Consider the following 15,417-nt stretch of genomic DNA (forward strand, 5'->3'; position numbering starts at 1 on the left):
CGCGCGGCCGCCGCGGCGATCACGCCGCCGCGCGCGCCTTGAGCATCGCGTACACCGCGCGCAGCCCCTGCGCTTCGCCGCCGGCCGGGCGGCCGGCGCGGTCGGCGTCGTTCCAGCTGTACACGTCCAGATGCGCCCAGGCCAAATCGGCCGGAACGAAGCGCTCCAGGTACAGCGCGGCGGTCACCGAACCGGCCATCTTCGAGGGCCCGCCATTGGCGATGTCGGCGATGTGGCTGGTCAGGTAACGCAGGTACGGACGCCACAACGGCATGCGCCAGACCGGATCGCGTTGTTGCGTGCCCGCTTCCAGCCACTGATTGGCCAGCGCATCCTGATTGGAATACAGCGCCGGCAGATCCGGGCCCAGCGCGATCCGCGCCGCGCCGGTCAGAGTGGCGAAGTCGAGCAGCAATCCGGGCTTTTGTTCGCCGGCGTAGGTCAGCGCGTCGCACAGGATCACCCGGCCCTCGGCGTCGGTGTTGTCGATCTCCACGCTGATGCCTTGGCGCGTGGCGATCACCTCGCCGGGACGGAACGCATCCGGACCGACCGCGTTCTCCACCGCCGGCACCAGCATCGTGATCCGCAGCGGCAGCTTGCGCGCCATGATCAGCTCGGCCAGCGCGATCGCGTGCGCCGCGCCGCCCATGTCCTTCTTCATCCAGCGCATACCGTCGGCCGGCTTGAGGTCCAGGCCGCCGGTATCGAAGCACACGCCCTTGCCGACGATGGCCACGTGCGGATGCGCTTCATCGCCCCAGCGCAGCGCGATCAGACGCGGCGCGCGATGCGAGGCGCGGCCGACCGCATGGATCGCGGGGAAGTTCTGCGCGATCAGTTCATCGCCGGCCACCACCTCGATCTTGGCGCCGTGGCGCTGGGCGATCTCGCGCGCGATCGCTTCGAGTTCGTCCGGGCCCATGTGTTCGGTGGGCGTGTTGACCAGGTCGCGCACGCGCAGGCTGGCGGCGAGCACGGCGAAGACTTCGTCGTCGGCCGCGGCATCGGTGAGCAACAGCGCCGGTGCGCGCGAAGGCGTCTTGTAGCGGCTGAAGCGATAGCTGCCCAGGCCCCAGCCCAGCCGCGCCGCATCGCGGGCGGCATCGTCGTACTCGCCGTGCAGGCGCCAGCTGCCCGCGGGCAGCGCGAACGGCGCGTGGCCGTAGGAATACGGATCCAGCGCATCGCCGATGCCGAGCGCGGCGCCGGCCAGTTCGCCGTGCGCGCCGGGCAAGACCAGCACGCTGCCGGCCGAACCGTCGAAGCCTTGCGTCTGCGCCCAGGCGGCGGCCGCGGGCGTGAGCGCGTCGTGCCAGGCCTTGAAGCCGGCGCGGTCGACCAGGGCCAGCGGCAGTGCGCCGGCGTCGGAGGAAGTGAAGCCCAGGGGCAGAGTCATGCGGCAGCGGTGTCCGTGCGATGCGCCGTGTCCAGCCAGTCGGCCAGTTCGGCGAGGGTGGTGAATTCCAGATCGGGGCGCAGGTGATCGTGCGGCCAGGTGCGGTCTTCGCGATTGATCCAGCAAGTGCGCAGGCCGGCGCGCAGGCCGCCGACGACGTCGAGTTCGATGTCGTCGCCCACGTGCAGCACCTGCGCGGGCTCGAGCTCCAGGCGCGCGCAGGCGGCATGGAAAATGCTTGCGTCGGGCTTGGCGCGGCCGTGTTCGCGAGCGCCGAGCTGGAAGCGGAACAGCGGCATCAACCCGATCCGCACCAGGTCGGCGTTGCCGTTGGTCAGCGCCGCCAACGGCACGCGCGCGGCGAGGCGGTTCAATGCGGCTTCGCTGTCGGCGTAGTGCTCGACCTGGCAGCGCGCATCGAAGAACACGTCGAAGGCCGCCGCGGCCAGCGCGGTGTCGTCGCCGGCTTCGCCCAGCATGCGTTCCAGGGTCAAGCGGCGCTGCGCGGTGAAGTCGTGGGCCAGATCGGGGCGCTGCGCCGAGATTTCATCGCGCAACAGGCGCATCGCCTCGACCGTGAAGCGCTGCGAGGTGCGCGGCGCGTGTTGGCGCAGCCAGTCGGCGAGAACGCCCTCGGCGCGTTCCATGACCGGCGCGATCGGCCAGATGGTGTCGTCGAGGTCCAGGGTGATGGCGCGGACGGGAAAGTTCATCCGCCCATTTTAGCCCGTGCCGCGCCGCTGAATGGGTGATGCAGGGCAATTCGCGCCAGTAGAACTCGCCGGGCACGTAGTCGGCGACGTCTTCGCAGATCAACGCGTGGCGCGAGGCCGGCCGCGCATCGTCCCAGTGCGCGAACAGCACACCGGCCACGGTCGCATCGGTGGGGCGGTAGTGGACGTCGACGGCGAGGATCATGCGCGTGAAGTTTTCTTCGCGGTGGAATGCAGCGGACGCAGTGCGGCCGCCTCAGCGTCCGAGCGCGCTCGCATGAGCGCGCATCACTCCAGCAACCGCGCCCAACCGTCCATGCCTTCGATCCGCGCCAGCACCAGCTTCACGCACACCAGCATCGGCACCGCCAGCAACAGGCCGACGATGCCCCACATCCAGCCGAAGAACATCAGCGCCAGGATCAGCACCAGCGGCGACAGGCGCATGCGCCGGCCGAGCACGATCGGCGTCACCGCCTGCGATTCGATGGCGTGCAGCAGCAGATACAAGCCCGCCGGCAGCAGCGACGCGCCGGGATCGTCGAAGGCGACGAAGCCCATCAGCAGCATCACCCCCATGCCGATCAACGGGCCCACGAACGGGGCGAAATTCAGGATCGCCGCCATCGTGCCCCACAGCAGCGATTCGGGCAGCGGCACGCCCAACGCATACAGCGCGCCGGCCAAGGCCAGACCCAGGCCGGTGTTGATCAGGGTGATGGTGAGCACGTAGCGCGAGATTTCGCGCTCGATCGAATGCAGGATGTCGATGGTGAGTTTCTTCTTCTGTTGGCTCGGCAGCAGCGCGATCGCGTTGCGTTGCAGCGATTCGCCGAACACCATGAAGAAGAACGTCAGCAGCACCACCGCCAACACCTGGGCCACGTACTTGGGCGTGGAAGTCAGCGAGCGGTAGGGATCGTTGAGTTCGGTCTTGACCACCTGCACCGGCTTGGCGGTGCTTTCGCCGCCGGCGGCGCGGGCGAAGTTCTGCGCCGCGCGGTTGGCGTCCTGCAGCGGCTTGGTCATCTGCCGCAGCTTGGGGCCGACCTGCTTGAGTTCGCGCGGCACCTGGCGCACCCATTCGCTGGCCGGCTCGGCCAGTTGCAGGCTCAGCGCGCCGGCCACCGCCAGCCCGCCGATCAGCACGATCAGCGCGGCGATGAAACGCGGCAGGCGCAGTTTGCCGAGCAGGCGCAGGATCGGATTGCCGACCAGGGCGAAGAACGCGGCCAGCAGGATCGGCAGGATCAGTTCCTGCGCCGCCCACAGGGTGTAACCGACCGCCAGGGTGGCCAGGACCAGCAGCGAGATCGGCCCGCGCGGACGCGGCGGGGCGGCTTGCGGTGCGGCGGTGTGCGCTGCGCCGTCGTCTGCGTCGGCCGACGGCGGTGGCGCGGTCGTCGCGGACGGCGTCGGCGCTTGCGGCGCGGCAGGATCGGGCGATGGCGGCGTGGACGGATTCAAGGCGGCGGGATCGTGCGTTCGGCAGACGCGCACTGTGCGCCGTCGTGCGGGAGCGCGCCACTACGAATTGCGCCGGCGCATGAACGGGAACATGGGGCGTTCGGCCGCAATGCCGCGGCCGCGATCGAGGCTTCGAGGTCGGTCGCGGGAGGGCCTTCAGGCCCGACGCTTTTCGATCCGGAGTGGGGTATGAAGCAAAAGCGTCGGGGCTGAAGCTCCCTCCCACAAAAGACCTCGTCGATGCGTCGTGTCCGGTGCGTCGTGCGCGCGGCGCGCGGGTTTTGCCGCGGCTGCGGTCAAGGCTGTGAAGTTTTTTGTGGGAGGGCCTTCAGGCCCGACGCTTTTCGATCAAGACTTTTCGATCAACACAAGGCGGCGGCCTGTGATGCGATATCCGCGCGCAAACTCAAGCCGCATCGCGCCGAGGCGCCGGCCCGGATGCGCCGGCCGCGACTTGCGCGCTGTCGGCCGCATGCCCGGCCTCGCGCGCGGCGTGGCCGGCCTGGCTTGCGGCCTTGTCGGCCTGTTCGGCCGCTTCCTGAGCGCCGCTGCCGGCGAACAGACCCGACAGCATCGTCACCATCTGCATCAAGGTGCCGCTCTTGACCGCGATCTTGACCGGCTCGGCGCGGCCCATGACGAAGCCGCTGACCACGCCGGCGATGATGATCCGAGCGGGCGTCCAAGCCTCGCGCCAGGTTTTCTTCAAGATGTCCTTGCGCTCCACCGCCTGCTGATACCGCCCTTCCAGCAACTGCTCGCGCTTGTCCACCCGCCGTTGCAGACGATCGAACCGGCTCATCGCGCCTCCGTCTTGTGCGTTTCGATCTCGCGATCGTCGTCGTCGTCGTGCCCCAGGCCCAGCCGGCGCAGTTGCCGGCGTGTGGCCGACAAGCGGGTGTATTCGAAGTAACGCAATGCCTGCCAGGCGCCGATGCCGGTCACGATCAGGCTCAGCCCGGCCGCGGCGGACATCGAGGCCAGCCACGACCAGCCCAGCACGCCCTGCAGCAGCGCGATCAATGCGGCCATCAACAGCAACCACGAGGAGGCGCCGAAGATGATCGCCACGCTGACCCACATCAACGCCCGCCCCAGCGCGCTGCGCGCCAGGGCGAGGTCGGCGATCAACAGGCCGCGCAGGGCGCGGCCTGTATCGAGCGCGGCCGAGAGGCCTTCGCGCCCGGCATCGTGGATCTCGCGGAAGGCGTCGTCGAACGGCGGCGGCCCCTGACGGGGCTCGCGGCCAGCGCGCGAACCTTCTTCCGCGTCGCGGTCCATGCCTGGCGTGTCGCTCACGCTTACTTGTCGCCGCTGCGCGCGAGCTTGGCGATGATGAAGCCGGCGGCGAAGGCCACGCCGAAGGAGGCCAGCGGACGCTCGCGCACCAGTTCGGCGGCGCTTTCGATCAGATCGCGGCCTTTATCCATCAGCACATCGACCTGTTCGCGCGCGGCACCGCCGGCGTTCTCGGCTGCGGCGATGCCGGCCAGCGCACTGTCGGCCAGGCCGGACTTGACGTTGGCCTTGCCGATCTTGAGTTCTTCGCCGGCCACGCCGGCGGCGTTGCGGATCGCTTCGCCGGCATCGCTGGCGGCTTGCTTGAGGTGGCTGCCGGCTTCGCCGAGGTTGCTCTTGATGGCGTCAGTCGAGGTAGGGGTCATCGGGTGTTCCTCCGTGCTGCATGAGTGAACCGCTGAACGAGTCCAGGGTCCTAGCGGGTCGTCGAAGGGCCGGACGTTGCCGGCCTTGGACGGGGGTGAGCCGAACGCGCCGGGTAGGGCGCTGAAGTGGAACGATTCGCGGCGATCGGTTGCAGGTCGGATTTCATGCCCACTGCAAACCGATTACTGCCGGGCCGATCTTACCGGCCTGCCGCGCCGCTGCGGTTACTGCATTCGCACATCGCCACCGCCGTTGCCGCGGCGAATGCGCAGGATCAACTGTGCCGGAGTGCGTGTGAAGCTCGCGCGGAAGCCGGGAAGATCGTCGAATTCGCCGCTGCTGGCAGCAAGAATGATGTCGTCCTTGCGTAAATTGTTGGCTTCTGCGCGACTTCCGCGTGTCACGCTTTCCACCACCACGCCCGACAGGCCGGATTGGCGCAGGCGTTCGGGCAGCTCGCCGAAGGTCGCGCCGGTCAGGCGCGGATCCAGTTCGGTACCGGCGATCGACTTGGGTTGTTCGCGCAAACTCGCATTCAGTTGCAGCGGCTGGCCGTCGCGTCGCACGTCCAGCGCGATCTTGCTGCCGATCGATTGCAGGCCTTCGAAATTGCGCAAGGCATCGCGCCCGTCCAGGCGCTGGCCGTTGGCGCCGAGGATCACGTCGCCCGGACGCAGCCCGGCGGCCGCCGCGGCGCTGCCGGCGAACACGCGCGAGACCAGCGCGCCGCGCGGTTCGCCGAGCTTGAGCGCGGCGGCCAGTTGCGGGGTCACGTCCTGCGTCTCCAGACCCAGGGTGCCGCGGCGTACGACGCCGTTGTTGGCGATCAGCTGATCCTTGATGTTGCGCGCCAGATTGACCGGAATCGCGAAGCCCAGGCCGATATTGCCGGCCATGCTGCCCTGCGGGTTGAAGCTGGCGGTGTTGATGCCGATCAACTCGCCGTTGAGATTGACCAGCGCGCCGCCGGAGTTGCCCGGGTTGATCGAGGCGTCGGTCTGGATGAAGTTCTGATAGCCCAGCCCGCGCAGACCGCTGCGGCCGACCGCCGAGACTATCCCTGAGGTGACCGTCTGGCCGATGCCGAACGGATTGCCGACGGCGACCACGAAATCGCCGACCTTGAGCCCGTCGGAATCGGACAGGGCGATCGCGCTGAGGTTCTGCGCCGGGATCCGCATCAGCGCCACGTCGGTGTCGGGGTCCGAGCCGATGAAGTCGGCCTTGACCGTGCGCCCGTCGGCCAAGGTCACCGAGACCTCGTCGGCGCCTTCGATGACGTGGTGGTTGGTCAGCACGTAGCCGTTCTTGGCGTCGATGATGACCCCCGAGCCCAGCGACTCGTTGATCCGCTCCTGCGGGATGTTGGGGAACATGCGGCGGAAGAACGGATCGTTGGCGAAAGGATTGCGGATGCGCACGGTCTGCTTGGTGTGCACGCTGACCACCGCCGGGGTCACCTTCTCCAGCATCGGTGCCAGCGAGGGCAGGGTCTGTCCGCCCACCGAAGCCGGCAGCGCGGCGGTGGTCGGCAGCGGCAACACCGCGGCGGCGGCCGGCGAGGCCTGCGCCGGGGCCTGCAATCCTTCGCGGATCGCGGTGGCGGCGAAGCCGCCGAAGGCAGCGGCCAGGGCAAGAGTCAGCAAGGTCGGCAAGGGGCGCATCGCGTTGCGGTTCCGGGTTGCGTGGATGGGGGCGGAGCGAATGTTCCTGGCGGGCGATGAAGCGGGCGGGCATCGGGCGGGTGCCCGGGTCCGCTTCGCCTTTATTCCAGATCGTGGCGGCGGCCGCTGCGATCAAGCATCGCAGACGACGGTCTTCGACCGCGGCCGCCGAGACAGGTTCAGCGACGCGGGTGGGCAGTGTCGGAGACGGTCGATAAATAAGCGATGAAGTGACTGCGCGCAGGGTCCGCGGTCGTGGCACCGGCGAGGTCGCGATCGCTCATATCGGGCGCTGACGCAACCGCACACCGGATCGACGATCTGTGACAGGACTACGACGCAAAAAGCGTGATAGTCATCAACAAGCCGTTGACTTCCAGGAAAGCCGGGCGTAGCTTGAGTTCCCTGCGGGGCCACAACATCTAGTGGTTGGTTCTGTGGAGGGAGCCCAAGCGTAGGGGTTCAGCTTGGGACGGTCTCAGCGTCTCCTTAGAAGTGAGCGGGCTCATGACGAGAGCGGACGCGAACCTCAAATCATCCAATTCGGCCGCACGCGGCGCGTCTCCAACGCGACCGTGTGCATCGTCGTCGGTGGGGGGCTGACGGCGGCTGGAAATCCCCGCACCGGGCCCCGGCCTGGCGCAGGCTGCAAGACCCGCGACGGTTCCTACACACATGACTCGATACACAACATGTAGGTAAGGAAGTCCGAAGCGGGACACAAATAGATCGTCCCGATTACCGGTTCCACCGATCCACCCGCTGTACCGCGACACCCAGATACACCCCGATTACCTCGTACAAAAAAGAAACCACCGGCGGCGGGCGCAACCCAACGGCCCGCCGCCAATAGAACGGAGACGAAACAGGCATGAGCACCGTGCGCCTCGAGGCGGTCAAGAATCCGGCGGCAGAGCAAGAGATCGCCCTGCAGCCCGCGTCCCAGGACATCTGGGACAAGAAGTACCGCCTCAAGACCAAGAGCGGCGAAGCGGTAGACGCCGATATCGACGGCACCTATCTGCGAGTCGCCCGCGCTCTGGCCGACGCCGAGCCCAACGCCGAGAAGCAGCAGTACTGGTACGAGCGCTTCGCCTGGGCGCTGCGCCGCGGCGCGATCCCGGCCGGCCGCATCACCTCCAACGCGGGCGCGCTCGAGCACAAGCCGGCGACCTCGACGATCAACTGCACCGTCTCGGGCACCATCGAAGACTCGATGGACGGCATCCTCGAGAAGGTCCACGAAGCTGGCCTGACCCTCAAGGCGGGTTGCGGCATCGGTTACGAATTCAGCACCCTGCGGCCCCGCGGCGCCTTCGTCGCCGGCGCGGGCGCGTATACCTCCGGTCCGATGTCCTTCATGGATATCTACGACAAGATGTGCTTCACCGTGTCCTCGGCCGGCGGCCGTCGCGGTGCCCAGATGGGCACCTTCGACGTCAGCCACCCCGACGTGAAGGACTTCATCCGCGCCAAGCGCGAAGACGGCCGCCTGCGCCAGTTCAACCTGTCGCTGCTGATCACCGACGGCTTCATGGAAGCGGTCAAGTCAGACGCCGACTGGCCGCTGGTGTTCCCGGTCAACACCAAGGAACGCGGCGACGTCGATCTGGACAACGCCGAGCAAGTGATCTGGCGCGAATGGCCGACCGCGCGCAACTACATCGCGCGCGAAGACGGCCTGGTCGCCTGCAAGATCTACGGCCACATCCGCGCGCGGCACCTGTGGGACATGATCATGGTCTCGACGTACGACTACGCCGAGCCCGGATTCATCCTGATCGACCGCGTCAACGAGATGAACAACAACTGGTGGTGCGAGACCATCCGCGCGACCAACCCCTGCGGCGAGCAGCCGCTGCCCCCGTACGGCGCCTGCCTGCTGGGTTCGGTCAACCTGACCAAGTTCGTGCGCAACGCCTTCACCGACCGGGCCGAGTTCGACTGGGAGGAATACAAGGAAGTCGTGCGCGTGTTCACCCGCATGCTCGACAACGTGGTCGAGGTCAACGGCCTGCCGCTGCAGCGGCAGCGCGACGAGATCGTGCGCAAGCGCCGCCACGGCATGGGCTTCCTCGGCCTGGGCAGCACGGTGACCATGCTGCGGATGAAGTACGGCTCGGCCGAATCCTGCGAGTTCACCGAGCGCATCGCTCGCGAGATGGCCGTGGCCGGCTGGGAAATGGGCCTGGCGCTGTCCAAGGAGAAGGGCGCGGCCCCGATCATGGAAGAGCGCTTCGAGGTCACCGCCGAGATGCTGCGCAAGCGTCCGGAAATGAAGGCCGATGGCTGGAAGATCGGCCAGGACATCCCGGGCAAGGTGTTGCACGCCAAGTACTCGCGCTATATGCAGCGGGTGGCCGAAGTCGCCCCCGAGCTGGTCGAGGAACTGGCCGACATCGGCGCGCGCTTCACCCACCACAGCTCGATCGCGCCGACCGGCACCATTTCGCTGTCGCTGGCCAACAACGCTTCCAACGGCATCGAGCCGTCCTTCGCCCATCACTACAGCCGCAACGTGATCCGCGAAGGCAAGAAGTCCAAGGAAAAGGTCGACGTCTATTCCTTCGAGCTGCTGGCCTACCGCGAGCTGATCAACGCCAAGGCCATGCCGTTCAGCGAGGAGGCCGAGTCCAAGCTGCCGGACTACTTCATCTCCGCCGACGATATTTCCCCGAAGGAACACGTCGACGTCCAAGCCGCCGCGCAGAAGTGGGTCGACAGCTCGATTTCCAAGACCGCGAACGTCCCCACGGACTACCCGTACGAGGACTTCAAGGACATCTACCGCTACGCCCACGAGCAAGGCCTGAAGGGCTGCACCACCTTCCGCTTCAATCCGGCCGCCTTCCAGGGCGTGCTGGTCAAGGAAGCGGATCTGGAGAACACCACCTACCGCTTCGAGCTCGAAGACGGCAGCGTGCTGGAGGTCAAGGGCAACGAGCAGATCGAATACGACGGCGAGATGCATACCGCCGCCAACCTGTTCGACGCCCTGAAAGAAGGGTATTACGGCAAGTTCTGACGGCGCGCGAGCCGCCTCGCCCCGGACGTCGGATCGACTCCGGGGCCGACGCGGCCCGACCCGCCGCATTCAGCGTCACGGCCCGGCGACCGTCTTCGCCGCCGTCGGAATCCGGGCCGGTTCCGCGCGCGGAACCCGGCGATCGGGCCAGTCCCGACGCGCTGACAACCGCGACGAATCTCCCGGATGCGAACCGGTATGAGCGGCCACTGTTTTTCTCGCGCGCCGCGGGTATAGCATCACTCCGGCAACACCCCGATTGCTGCACGTAGCCACGCGTACCGCCATTAGAAATCGCCCACCAGGAGGGCATCATGAGCAACGGTAATGGAGTGACGGCAACCTTGACCCAGGCCGCCGAGAACGTGAAAGAAACCGCGTCCAACATCGGCGGCGCAATTGCGACCCGCGCCGAAGAAGCCGTGGCCTCGGTCAAGAAGACCGCGACCAAGGCGCGCAAGGCCGCCAAGAAGGCGGTCGGCACGGCGAAGAAGAAGCTCGCCGCCGCCAGCGCCAAGGCCAAGAAGGAAGCTTCGGCGCTGAAGGCCAGGGCCACCGGCAAGAAGCCGGCCAAGAAGGCCGCGAAGAAGGCCGCCAAGAAAGCCGCGCCGAAGAAAGCCGCCAAGAAAGCGGTGAAGTCGGCCAAGAAAGCAGTCAAGGCGGTGAAGAAGACCGCCAAGAAAGCCGCCAAGAAAGTAGCGGCCAAGAAGGCGCCGGCGAAGAAGGCCGCCAAGAAAGCCGTGAAGAAGGCCGCCGCCAAGAAGGCGACCAAGAAGGCACCGGCGAAGAAAGCTGCAAAGAAGGCCGCGAAGAAGAAAGCCTGACCGCGACCGACCTGTTCCCTCTCCCGTTCGCGGGAGAGGGTTAGGGTGAGGTCCGCTGCAGGCGCGCCGCACCCCTTAGCAAGCTCCAGTCTCACCCCACACAAGAACAAGCACCGCAGCAGGAGTCGGGCCCATGGCCGTCAAGATCGAAAAGAAAATCAAGGGCTACAGCGTCGTCACCCCGGAAGACAAGGCCAAGGAGGCCGCAAAAGCAGCCGCAGCCAGCGTGTCGGCCGTGAAAGCAGAAGAACTTGCGGTCGACAACGTCATCCAGATGCACGAACGCATCGAGCGTCCCGAGATCCTGATCGGCTCGACCTACAAGATCAAATCGCCGCTGTTCGAGCACGCGTTGTACGTGACCATCAACGACATCGTGCTCAACGCCGGCACCGAACACGAATTGCGCCGTCCGTTCGAGATATTCATAAACTCCAAGAACATGGACCACTTCCAGTGGATCGTTGCGCTCACGCGCATCATGTCGGCGGTGTTCCGCAAGGGCGGCGACGTGACCTTCCTGGTCGACGAGATGAAAGCCGTGTTCGACCCGCGCGGCGGGTACTTCAAAGCGGGTGGGGTTTACATGCCCTCGTTGGTCGCCGAGATGGGCGCCATCGTCGAAGACCACCTCAAGTCGATCGGCATGATCCACGACCCGGAAATCAGCGACGCGCAGCGCGCGCTGATCGCCGAGAAGCGCGCCGCCTACGAGCAGCGCGGCGCAAAAAAAAACTCTGAAGTGACCTCGTCGGCCACGATCACCGTGGTCGGGCCGCGCAACGAAGACGTCACGGTCACCGGCGATGGCGCCTCGTTCCCGCCCTCGGCCACGGTCTGCCACAAGTGCAGCACCAAGGCGCTGGTGTTGATGGACGGCTGCGCGACCTGCTTGAACTGCGGGTATTCCAAGTGCGGTTGAGGCAGGGCTTAGGTGAGCGATGGACCGCAAAGTTGTTGCCAGCCTCCACGCGACCTAGTCGCCGACTCAAGCGGCCGTTCGACTATTCATGTCCGCATTCGGCCAGTAGCAGCCGCTCGAACACGTCCCGAACCAATCCCTTCATCAGCGCTAATTTGTAACGGGTCATAGGTAAGGGCATTGCTCCGGAAAGCGCCTGGTTGGCCATCTCTGCGATGGTTGACTGGTTAACCGGCGCGCCCTGTGCGGCAGCTTCTGCAGCGAACAAGCGAAGCGGCACTGGCGCTACGCCGCCTGCTACAAGGCGAAGCAGTTCAAACGACCCGTCGGAGATTGTCGCGCGCGCCACGATCTCGACCAACGGCCATTCCGCGCGGCTGCGGCTGATCGCACGCTTGTAGAGTGCACGTTCGTTCGCGAGCGGAGGAGGCAGGTGTACGCTTTTGATGATCTCCCCGGGCTGAAGCAGATTGTCGACGAGGCCGTTGGAGCCGTCGCCCAATAGGTCGGTTATGGCGAGCATCGCTCTTAGATTGGTCATGACCGTTGCGTCGTAGGCCAGCAGCGCCGCCGCCAGTGTCGAAGGATGTGGCGCCACGCAGGGCCCAAGGTCGAACGCGACGCCATACAGATGATTGCCCGCGCGCGCGGGGCAAATCGGGTCGCCTTTCTTGAGGCACATCGTCTGCGGATTGCGGTAATACCAACAGCGGGAGCGCTGGGCGAGGTTGCCGCCAACGGTCGCCACGTGCCGGATTTGCGGAGTCGCAAGACCCTTGGCGGCGCCTGCAAGGCCCGGATAGGCGTCTGCAACCCTCGGATCGTTCGCTACTTCGGCGATACTTGTGAGAGCGCCGATGCGTGCAGCGCCACTGTCGTCCCAAGCAACTCCCTTCATGTCCGGCGACGACTGCACATCGATCAACCGGCCGCGCGAGACCCCGCTTCGCCGACGCTCAGAAAGATCTGTGCCGGCGGCCCGAAGTTCCGCCGGTTGTTCGGCGGTTATCGCCCGCGCCCGCGCATTCATGCCGCTGTCCTCAACATTGCGACAAGTCGATCGGGCCGAATGGGCGCTTGCTGCGGTCTGACGCCAATCGCATGGCGGATCGCATTGGCGATCGCGGCGGATGTTGGCACGGTGCCCACTTCGCCCAATCCGATGCCCCCACCAGGAACATGTTCGAAGCCGCCCTCATCGAAGTGGACCTCGATCATCGGCGTGTCCGAGATTCCGGGAATGCGATACTCCTCAAGATTGGTCGTCAGGATATCTCCTGTCTTGTCGTCGATCTCGCGACCTTCATAGAGCGCGTAACCAATGCCCTGGATCACGGCGCCGGCGACCTGACTACGCGCGAGTACGGGCGCAATGATCCTTCCGACTGCGATGCCGACCCGGACATCGAGTACACGGACATGGCCGAGCCAGGTATCGACCTCGACCTCAACCATTTGTACTGAACTCGGCACCCCGGCTCCGATCACGCGATGCGAAGCATGGCGCAGCATCCAGCCGAACACTGAACCCATGACGCCTCGCAACGGAGAGCGAACACCAGGTGCCGTCTGCGTGCTGTCTTCCGGACGCTCGGCTGAAACGCGCATGTCAGACGAAGCAGCAATCAATTCTCGCCAAAGTACATTCGAGCTTGTGACTGGCGTATGCCTTGTCTTCTGCTCGATCGCGGCTTTAAGCTTCTTAACCGCCAGCAGTATCGATGGAACAATTGAGGCTGTTGTCCTGCTGCCGCCAGACCCCGGTCCCTCGGGAAGTCGTGAGTCTCCGATGCGGACTTCGATCTCGGCGGGATCGAGCCCAAACTCGCGCGCAACCGTATTGGCGATCACCGTGCGAATGCCTTGACCCATGTCTTGCACGGCGGTACTGGCGACGATACGGCCGCTCTTAATCCCAAGTTGCACCTTGGAGCCAGGCTGCCAGATATAGAGCCAGGAGCCGGTGGCGACTCCCACGCCGCGTCGATAGCGGCCAGTCTTCGGCGTCTTGGAAGCGTTGCGCCACAGGTCGAGACTCGCCGCCCAATCATAGAGACGCTGGCGGTTGGGATCGGGATCCCAACGCTTACGCAGCGCGATTGGATCGACGTTCAAACGTAGCGCCGCCTCATCGACCGCCTGCTCGAGCGCGAAGGCCATCTGCGGTCCACCTGGCGCACGAAACGGCGCGCCAGGCGGCAGATGACTGATGACGTCATGGTCGACAAGATGCTTGAGTCTGCTCGGGTAGATGAAGCGAGCCAGCATGGCGACCGTTGAATTCACCGACGTTCCGGTATCGGCATAAGCCGCCATCGAGAGCGCTTTCAGCTTGCCGTCCTGCGATGGCAGCAGCGCGATCGCGATCTGCGAGGCGGGTCGGTAGCCGGTGACGGTGAGCTCTTCGTGTCGGTCATAGACGACCCGAACCGGCGCACTGGCTTCGCGGGACAGCGCTACGGCCGCGATGGTCTCCATGCCGACGGTCGATTTCGACCCGAACCCTCCGCCGACATGCTCAGCGATGATGCGCACGTTCTCCGTTTTGAGCTTAAACCGCTTGGCGATGCGATCCTTCAACTCGAACACGGCTTGGGTGGAGGCGTGAACTGTGAGCTGATCGCCGTCGAAGTGTGCGACGGTCGCATGAGGCTCCAGGCAAGTATGTGATTGCGTAGCGGTGCGGAAGATAGTCTCGACGAGCAGCGGGTCTTGCGCGTCGCGTGCAGTCTGAATTGCGCCAGCGACTTCCTTAGCTCCCCGCGCAGCCGCGCGCCGTCGCATCTTCATTTGCCAAGCCGCCGGAACGTCCGCACCTTCCGACACATTGCCCGGCGTCTTGTGCGATCCGGCAAACACGATCCTCGCATCCGGCTTGCGCTCCGCATCGAACCCCACAACCGCAGGCAAGCTCTCGCTGACAATGCGGATGGCCGCGAGGGCCTCTTGCGCGGTCTTGCGATCTTTCGCGGCGACAGCCGCGATCGGCTCGCCAACAAAGCTGATGATACGGTCGTCGCCAAGCAGCGAGACAGCCGCCGCCACGCCCGGAATCGCAAGCGCAGGCTTCAGGTCGAGATGATCGATGCGAGCGTGCGCCGAGCGCGAGCGAAGGATGAGTCCTTCGAGTCGTCCTTCACAATCGATGTCTGCGGTGTATTTCGCAGCACCAGTCACTTTTTCGCGTGCCTCGATGCGCGGCGAGGCGATCGCGTCCCCGTCGAAGTCTCCGGTGCAGGCCTGCGCGACCGCGCGCAGGATGTTGTCGTAGGCGCCGCACCGGCACAAGTGACCGGACAGCGCCGCTGCGATCTCATCCCGCGCGGGGGTTGCATTAGCCTGCGTATGCCGCCACTTATCGTGAAAGGCCGCGGCTTCGACGATGAATCCCGGCGTGCAGAACCCGCATTGCAGGGCATCGAGGGCCATGAACGCCTTTTGCACTGGATGCAACTTCCGCGCGCCGATGCCCTCGACGGTCACGACGGATTTGCCCACCGCCGCGTTGACCGGCATCAGGCAGCTCACCACCGGAACGCCATCGAGCAGCACAGTGCAGGCGCCGCAAACGCCAGAGCCGCAAACGAGTTTGGTACCGGTAAGTTTGAGATCATCGCGCAGCACATCGACAAGCAAGGCATCTGGGTCGTCAGACACCGTCTCGACGCGGCCATTGATGGTCAGCGCGTTCATTGCCGATCTCTGAATCCCATGCGTACGGGAAGTGGCAGTTTTTTT

At 65.7% G+C, this 15,417-nt stretch carries 11 protein-coding genes and 1 pseudogene; 3 read left to right on the plus strand and 9 right to left on the minus strand.

Annotated features, from left to right (window positions below; all coding sequences use genetic code 11):
• Positions 1–19: 19 nt before the first annotated feature.
• The 7 genes from ACTOWJ_RS12945 to ACTOWJ_RS12975 form a co-directional block, all read right to left on the minus strand.
• Positions 20–1,399 (minus strand): leucyl aminopeptidase family protein, encoded by a 1,380-nt coding sequence (locus ACTOWJ_RS12945; protein ID WP_441335030.1) that lies wholly within the window; start codon positions 1,397–1,399, stop codon positions 20–22.
• Positions 1,396–2,112 carry an HAD-IA family hydrolase gene (locus ACTOWJ_RS12950; RefSeq protein WP_441335031.1) on the minus strand — a complete coding sequence of 239 codons (717 nt, stop codon included), beginning with the start codon at positions 2,110–2,112 and terminating at the stop codon, positions 1,396–1,398. The genes ACTOWJ_RS12945 and ACTOWJ_RS12950 overlap by 4 nt, the downstream gene beginning before the upstream one ends.
• Before the next feature lie 288 nt (positions 2,113–2,400).
• Positions 2,401–3,426, minus strand: a complete 1,026-nt coding sequence (locus tag ACTOWJ_RS12955) for an AI-2E family transporter (RefSeq protein WP_441335111.1) — start codon at positions 3,424–3,426, stop codon at positions 2,401–2,403.
• Between the two features lie 559 nt (positions 3,427–3,985).
• Positions 3,986–4,381 carry a hypothetical protein gene (locus ACTOWJ_RS12960; protein ID WP_441335032.1) on the minus strand — a complete coding sequence of 132 codons (396 nt, stop codon included), beginning with the start codon at positions 4,379–4,381 and terminating at the stop codon, positions 3,986–3,988.
• Entirely contained in the window at positions 4,378–4,860 is a 483-nt protein-coding gene (locus ACTOWJ_RS12965; protein WP_441335112.1) for a phage holin family protein, read from the minus strand. The genes ACTOWJ_RS12960 and ACTOWJ_RS12965 overlap by 4 nt, the downstream gene beginning before the upstream one ends.
• A gap of 20 nt (positions 4,861–4,880) precedes the next feature.
• Positions 4,881–5,243, minus strand: coding sequence for a hypothetical protein (locus ACTOWJ_RS12970; protein ID WP_441335033.1), 363 nt, complete (start codon positions 5,241–5,243; stop codon positions 4,881–4,883).
• 225 nt (positions 5,244–5,468) lie between these two features.
• Positions 5,469–6,908 carry a Do family serine endopeptidase gene (locus tag ACTOWJ_RS12975; RefSeq protein WP_441335034.1) on the minus strand — a complete coding sequence of 480 codons (1,440 nt, stop codon included), beginning with the start codon at positions 6,906–6,908 and terminating at the stop codon, positions 5,469–5,471.
• Between the two features lie 871 nt (positions 6,909–7,779).
• On the opposite strand from ACTOWJ_RS12975, the gene ACTOWJ_RS12980 reads away from it, so the two are divergent.
• The 3 genes and pseudogenes from ACTOWJ_RS12980 (at position 7,780) to ACTOWJ_RS12990 (ending at position 11,679) form a co-directional block, all read left to right on the plus strand.
• Entirely contained in the window at positions 7,780–9,933 is a 2,154-nt protein-coding gene (locus ACTOWJ_RS12980; protein ID WP_441335035.1) for an adenosylcobalamin-dependent ribonucleoside-diphosphate reductase, read from the plus strand.
• Positions 9,934–10,247: 314 nt separating this feature from the next.
• A pseudogene (locus ACTOWJ_RS12985) lies at positions 10,248–10,754 on the plus strand (hypothetical protein); the annotation flags it as partial.
• 136 nt (positions 10,755–10,890) lie between these two features.
• Entirely contained in the window at positions 10,891–11,679 is a 789-nt protein-coding gene (locus tag ACTOWJ_RS12990; protein WP_441335036.1) for a TSCPD domain-containing protein, read from the plus strand.
• An 82-nt stretch (positions 11,680–11,761) separates the two neighbouring features.
• Here the strand turns inward: ACTOWJ_RS12990 and ACTOWJ_RS12995 are convergent, their stop codons facing one another.
• Positions 11,762–12,709, minus strand: coding sequence for an FAD binding domain-containing protein (locus tag ACTOWJ_RS12995; RefSeq protein ID WP_441335037.1), 948 nt, complete (start codon positions 12,707–12,709; stop codon positions 11,762–11,764).
• Complete coding sequence (locus tag ACTOWJ_RS13000; protein ID WP_441335038.1) at positions 12,706–15,372, minus strand: molybdopterin-dependent oxidoreductase; 2,667 nt, start codon at positions 15,370–15,372, stop codon at positions 12,706–12,708. Before ACTOWJ_RS13000 ends, ACTOWJ_RS12995 begins: the two co-directional genes overlap by 4 nt.
• Positions 15,373–15,417: the final 45 nt, after the last annotated feature.

Source organism: Lysobacter sp. CA199 (assembly GCF_052078715.1).
In the GTDB taxonomy this organism is placed as follows: Bacteria; Pseudomonadota; Gammaproteobacteria; order Xanthomonadales; family Xanthomonadaceae; genus Lysobacter.

What these genes read in the sequence shown, in the direction of transcription:
- ACTOWJ_RS13000 (WP_441335038.1), bottom strand. Translation starts at nt 15,372, where the DNA reads ATGAACGCGCTGACCATCAATGGCCGCGTCGAGACGGTGTCTGACGAC.
- ACTOWJ_RS12945 (WP_441335030.1), bottom strand. Translation starts at nt 1,399, where the DNA reads ATGACTCTGCCCCTGGGCTTCACTTCCTCCGACGCCGGCGCACTGCCG.
- ACTOWJ_RS12995 (WP_441335037.1), bottom strand. Translation starts at nt 12,709, where the DNA reads ATGAATGCGCGGGCGCGGGCGATAACCGCCGAACAACCGGCGGAACTT.
- ACTOWJ_RS12965 (WP_441335112.1), bottom strand. Translation starts at nt 4,860, where the DNA reads ATGGACCGCGACGCGGAAGAAGGTTCGCGCGCTGGCCGCGAGCCCCGT.
- ACTOWJ_RS12960 (WP_441335032.1), bottom strand. Translation starts at nt 4,381, where the DNA reads ATGAGCCGGTTCGATCGTCTGCAACGGCGGGTGGACAAGCGCGAGCAG.
- ACTOWJ_RS12950 (WP_441335031.1), bottom strand. Translation starts at nt 2,112, where the DNA reads ATGAACTTTCCCGTCCGCGCCATCACCCTGGACCTCGACGACACCATC.
- ACTOWJ_RS12980 (WP_441335035.1), top strand. Translation starts at nt 7,780, where the DNA reads ATGAGCACCGTGCGCCTCGAGGCGGTCAAGAATCCGGCGGCAGAGCAA.
- ACTOWJ_RS12990 (WP_441335036.1), top strand. Translation starts at nt 10,891, where the DNA reads ATGGCCGTCAAGATCGAAAAGAAAATCAAGGGCTACAGCGTCGTCACC.
- ACTOWJ_RS12975 (WP_441335034.1), bottom strand. Translation starts at nt 6,908, where the DNA reads ATGCGCCCCTTGCCGACCTTGCTGACTCTTGCCCTGGCCGCTGCCTTC.
- ACTOWJ_RS12970 (WP_441335033.1), bottom strand. Translation starts at nt 5,243, where the DNA reads ATGACCCCTACCTCGACTGACGCCATCAAGAGCAACCTCGGCGAAGCC.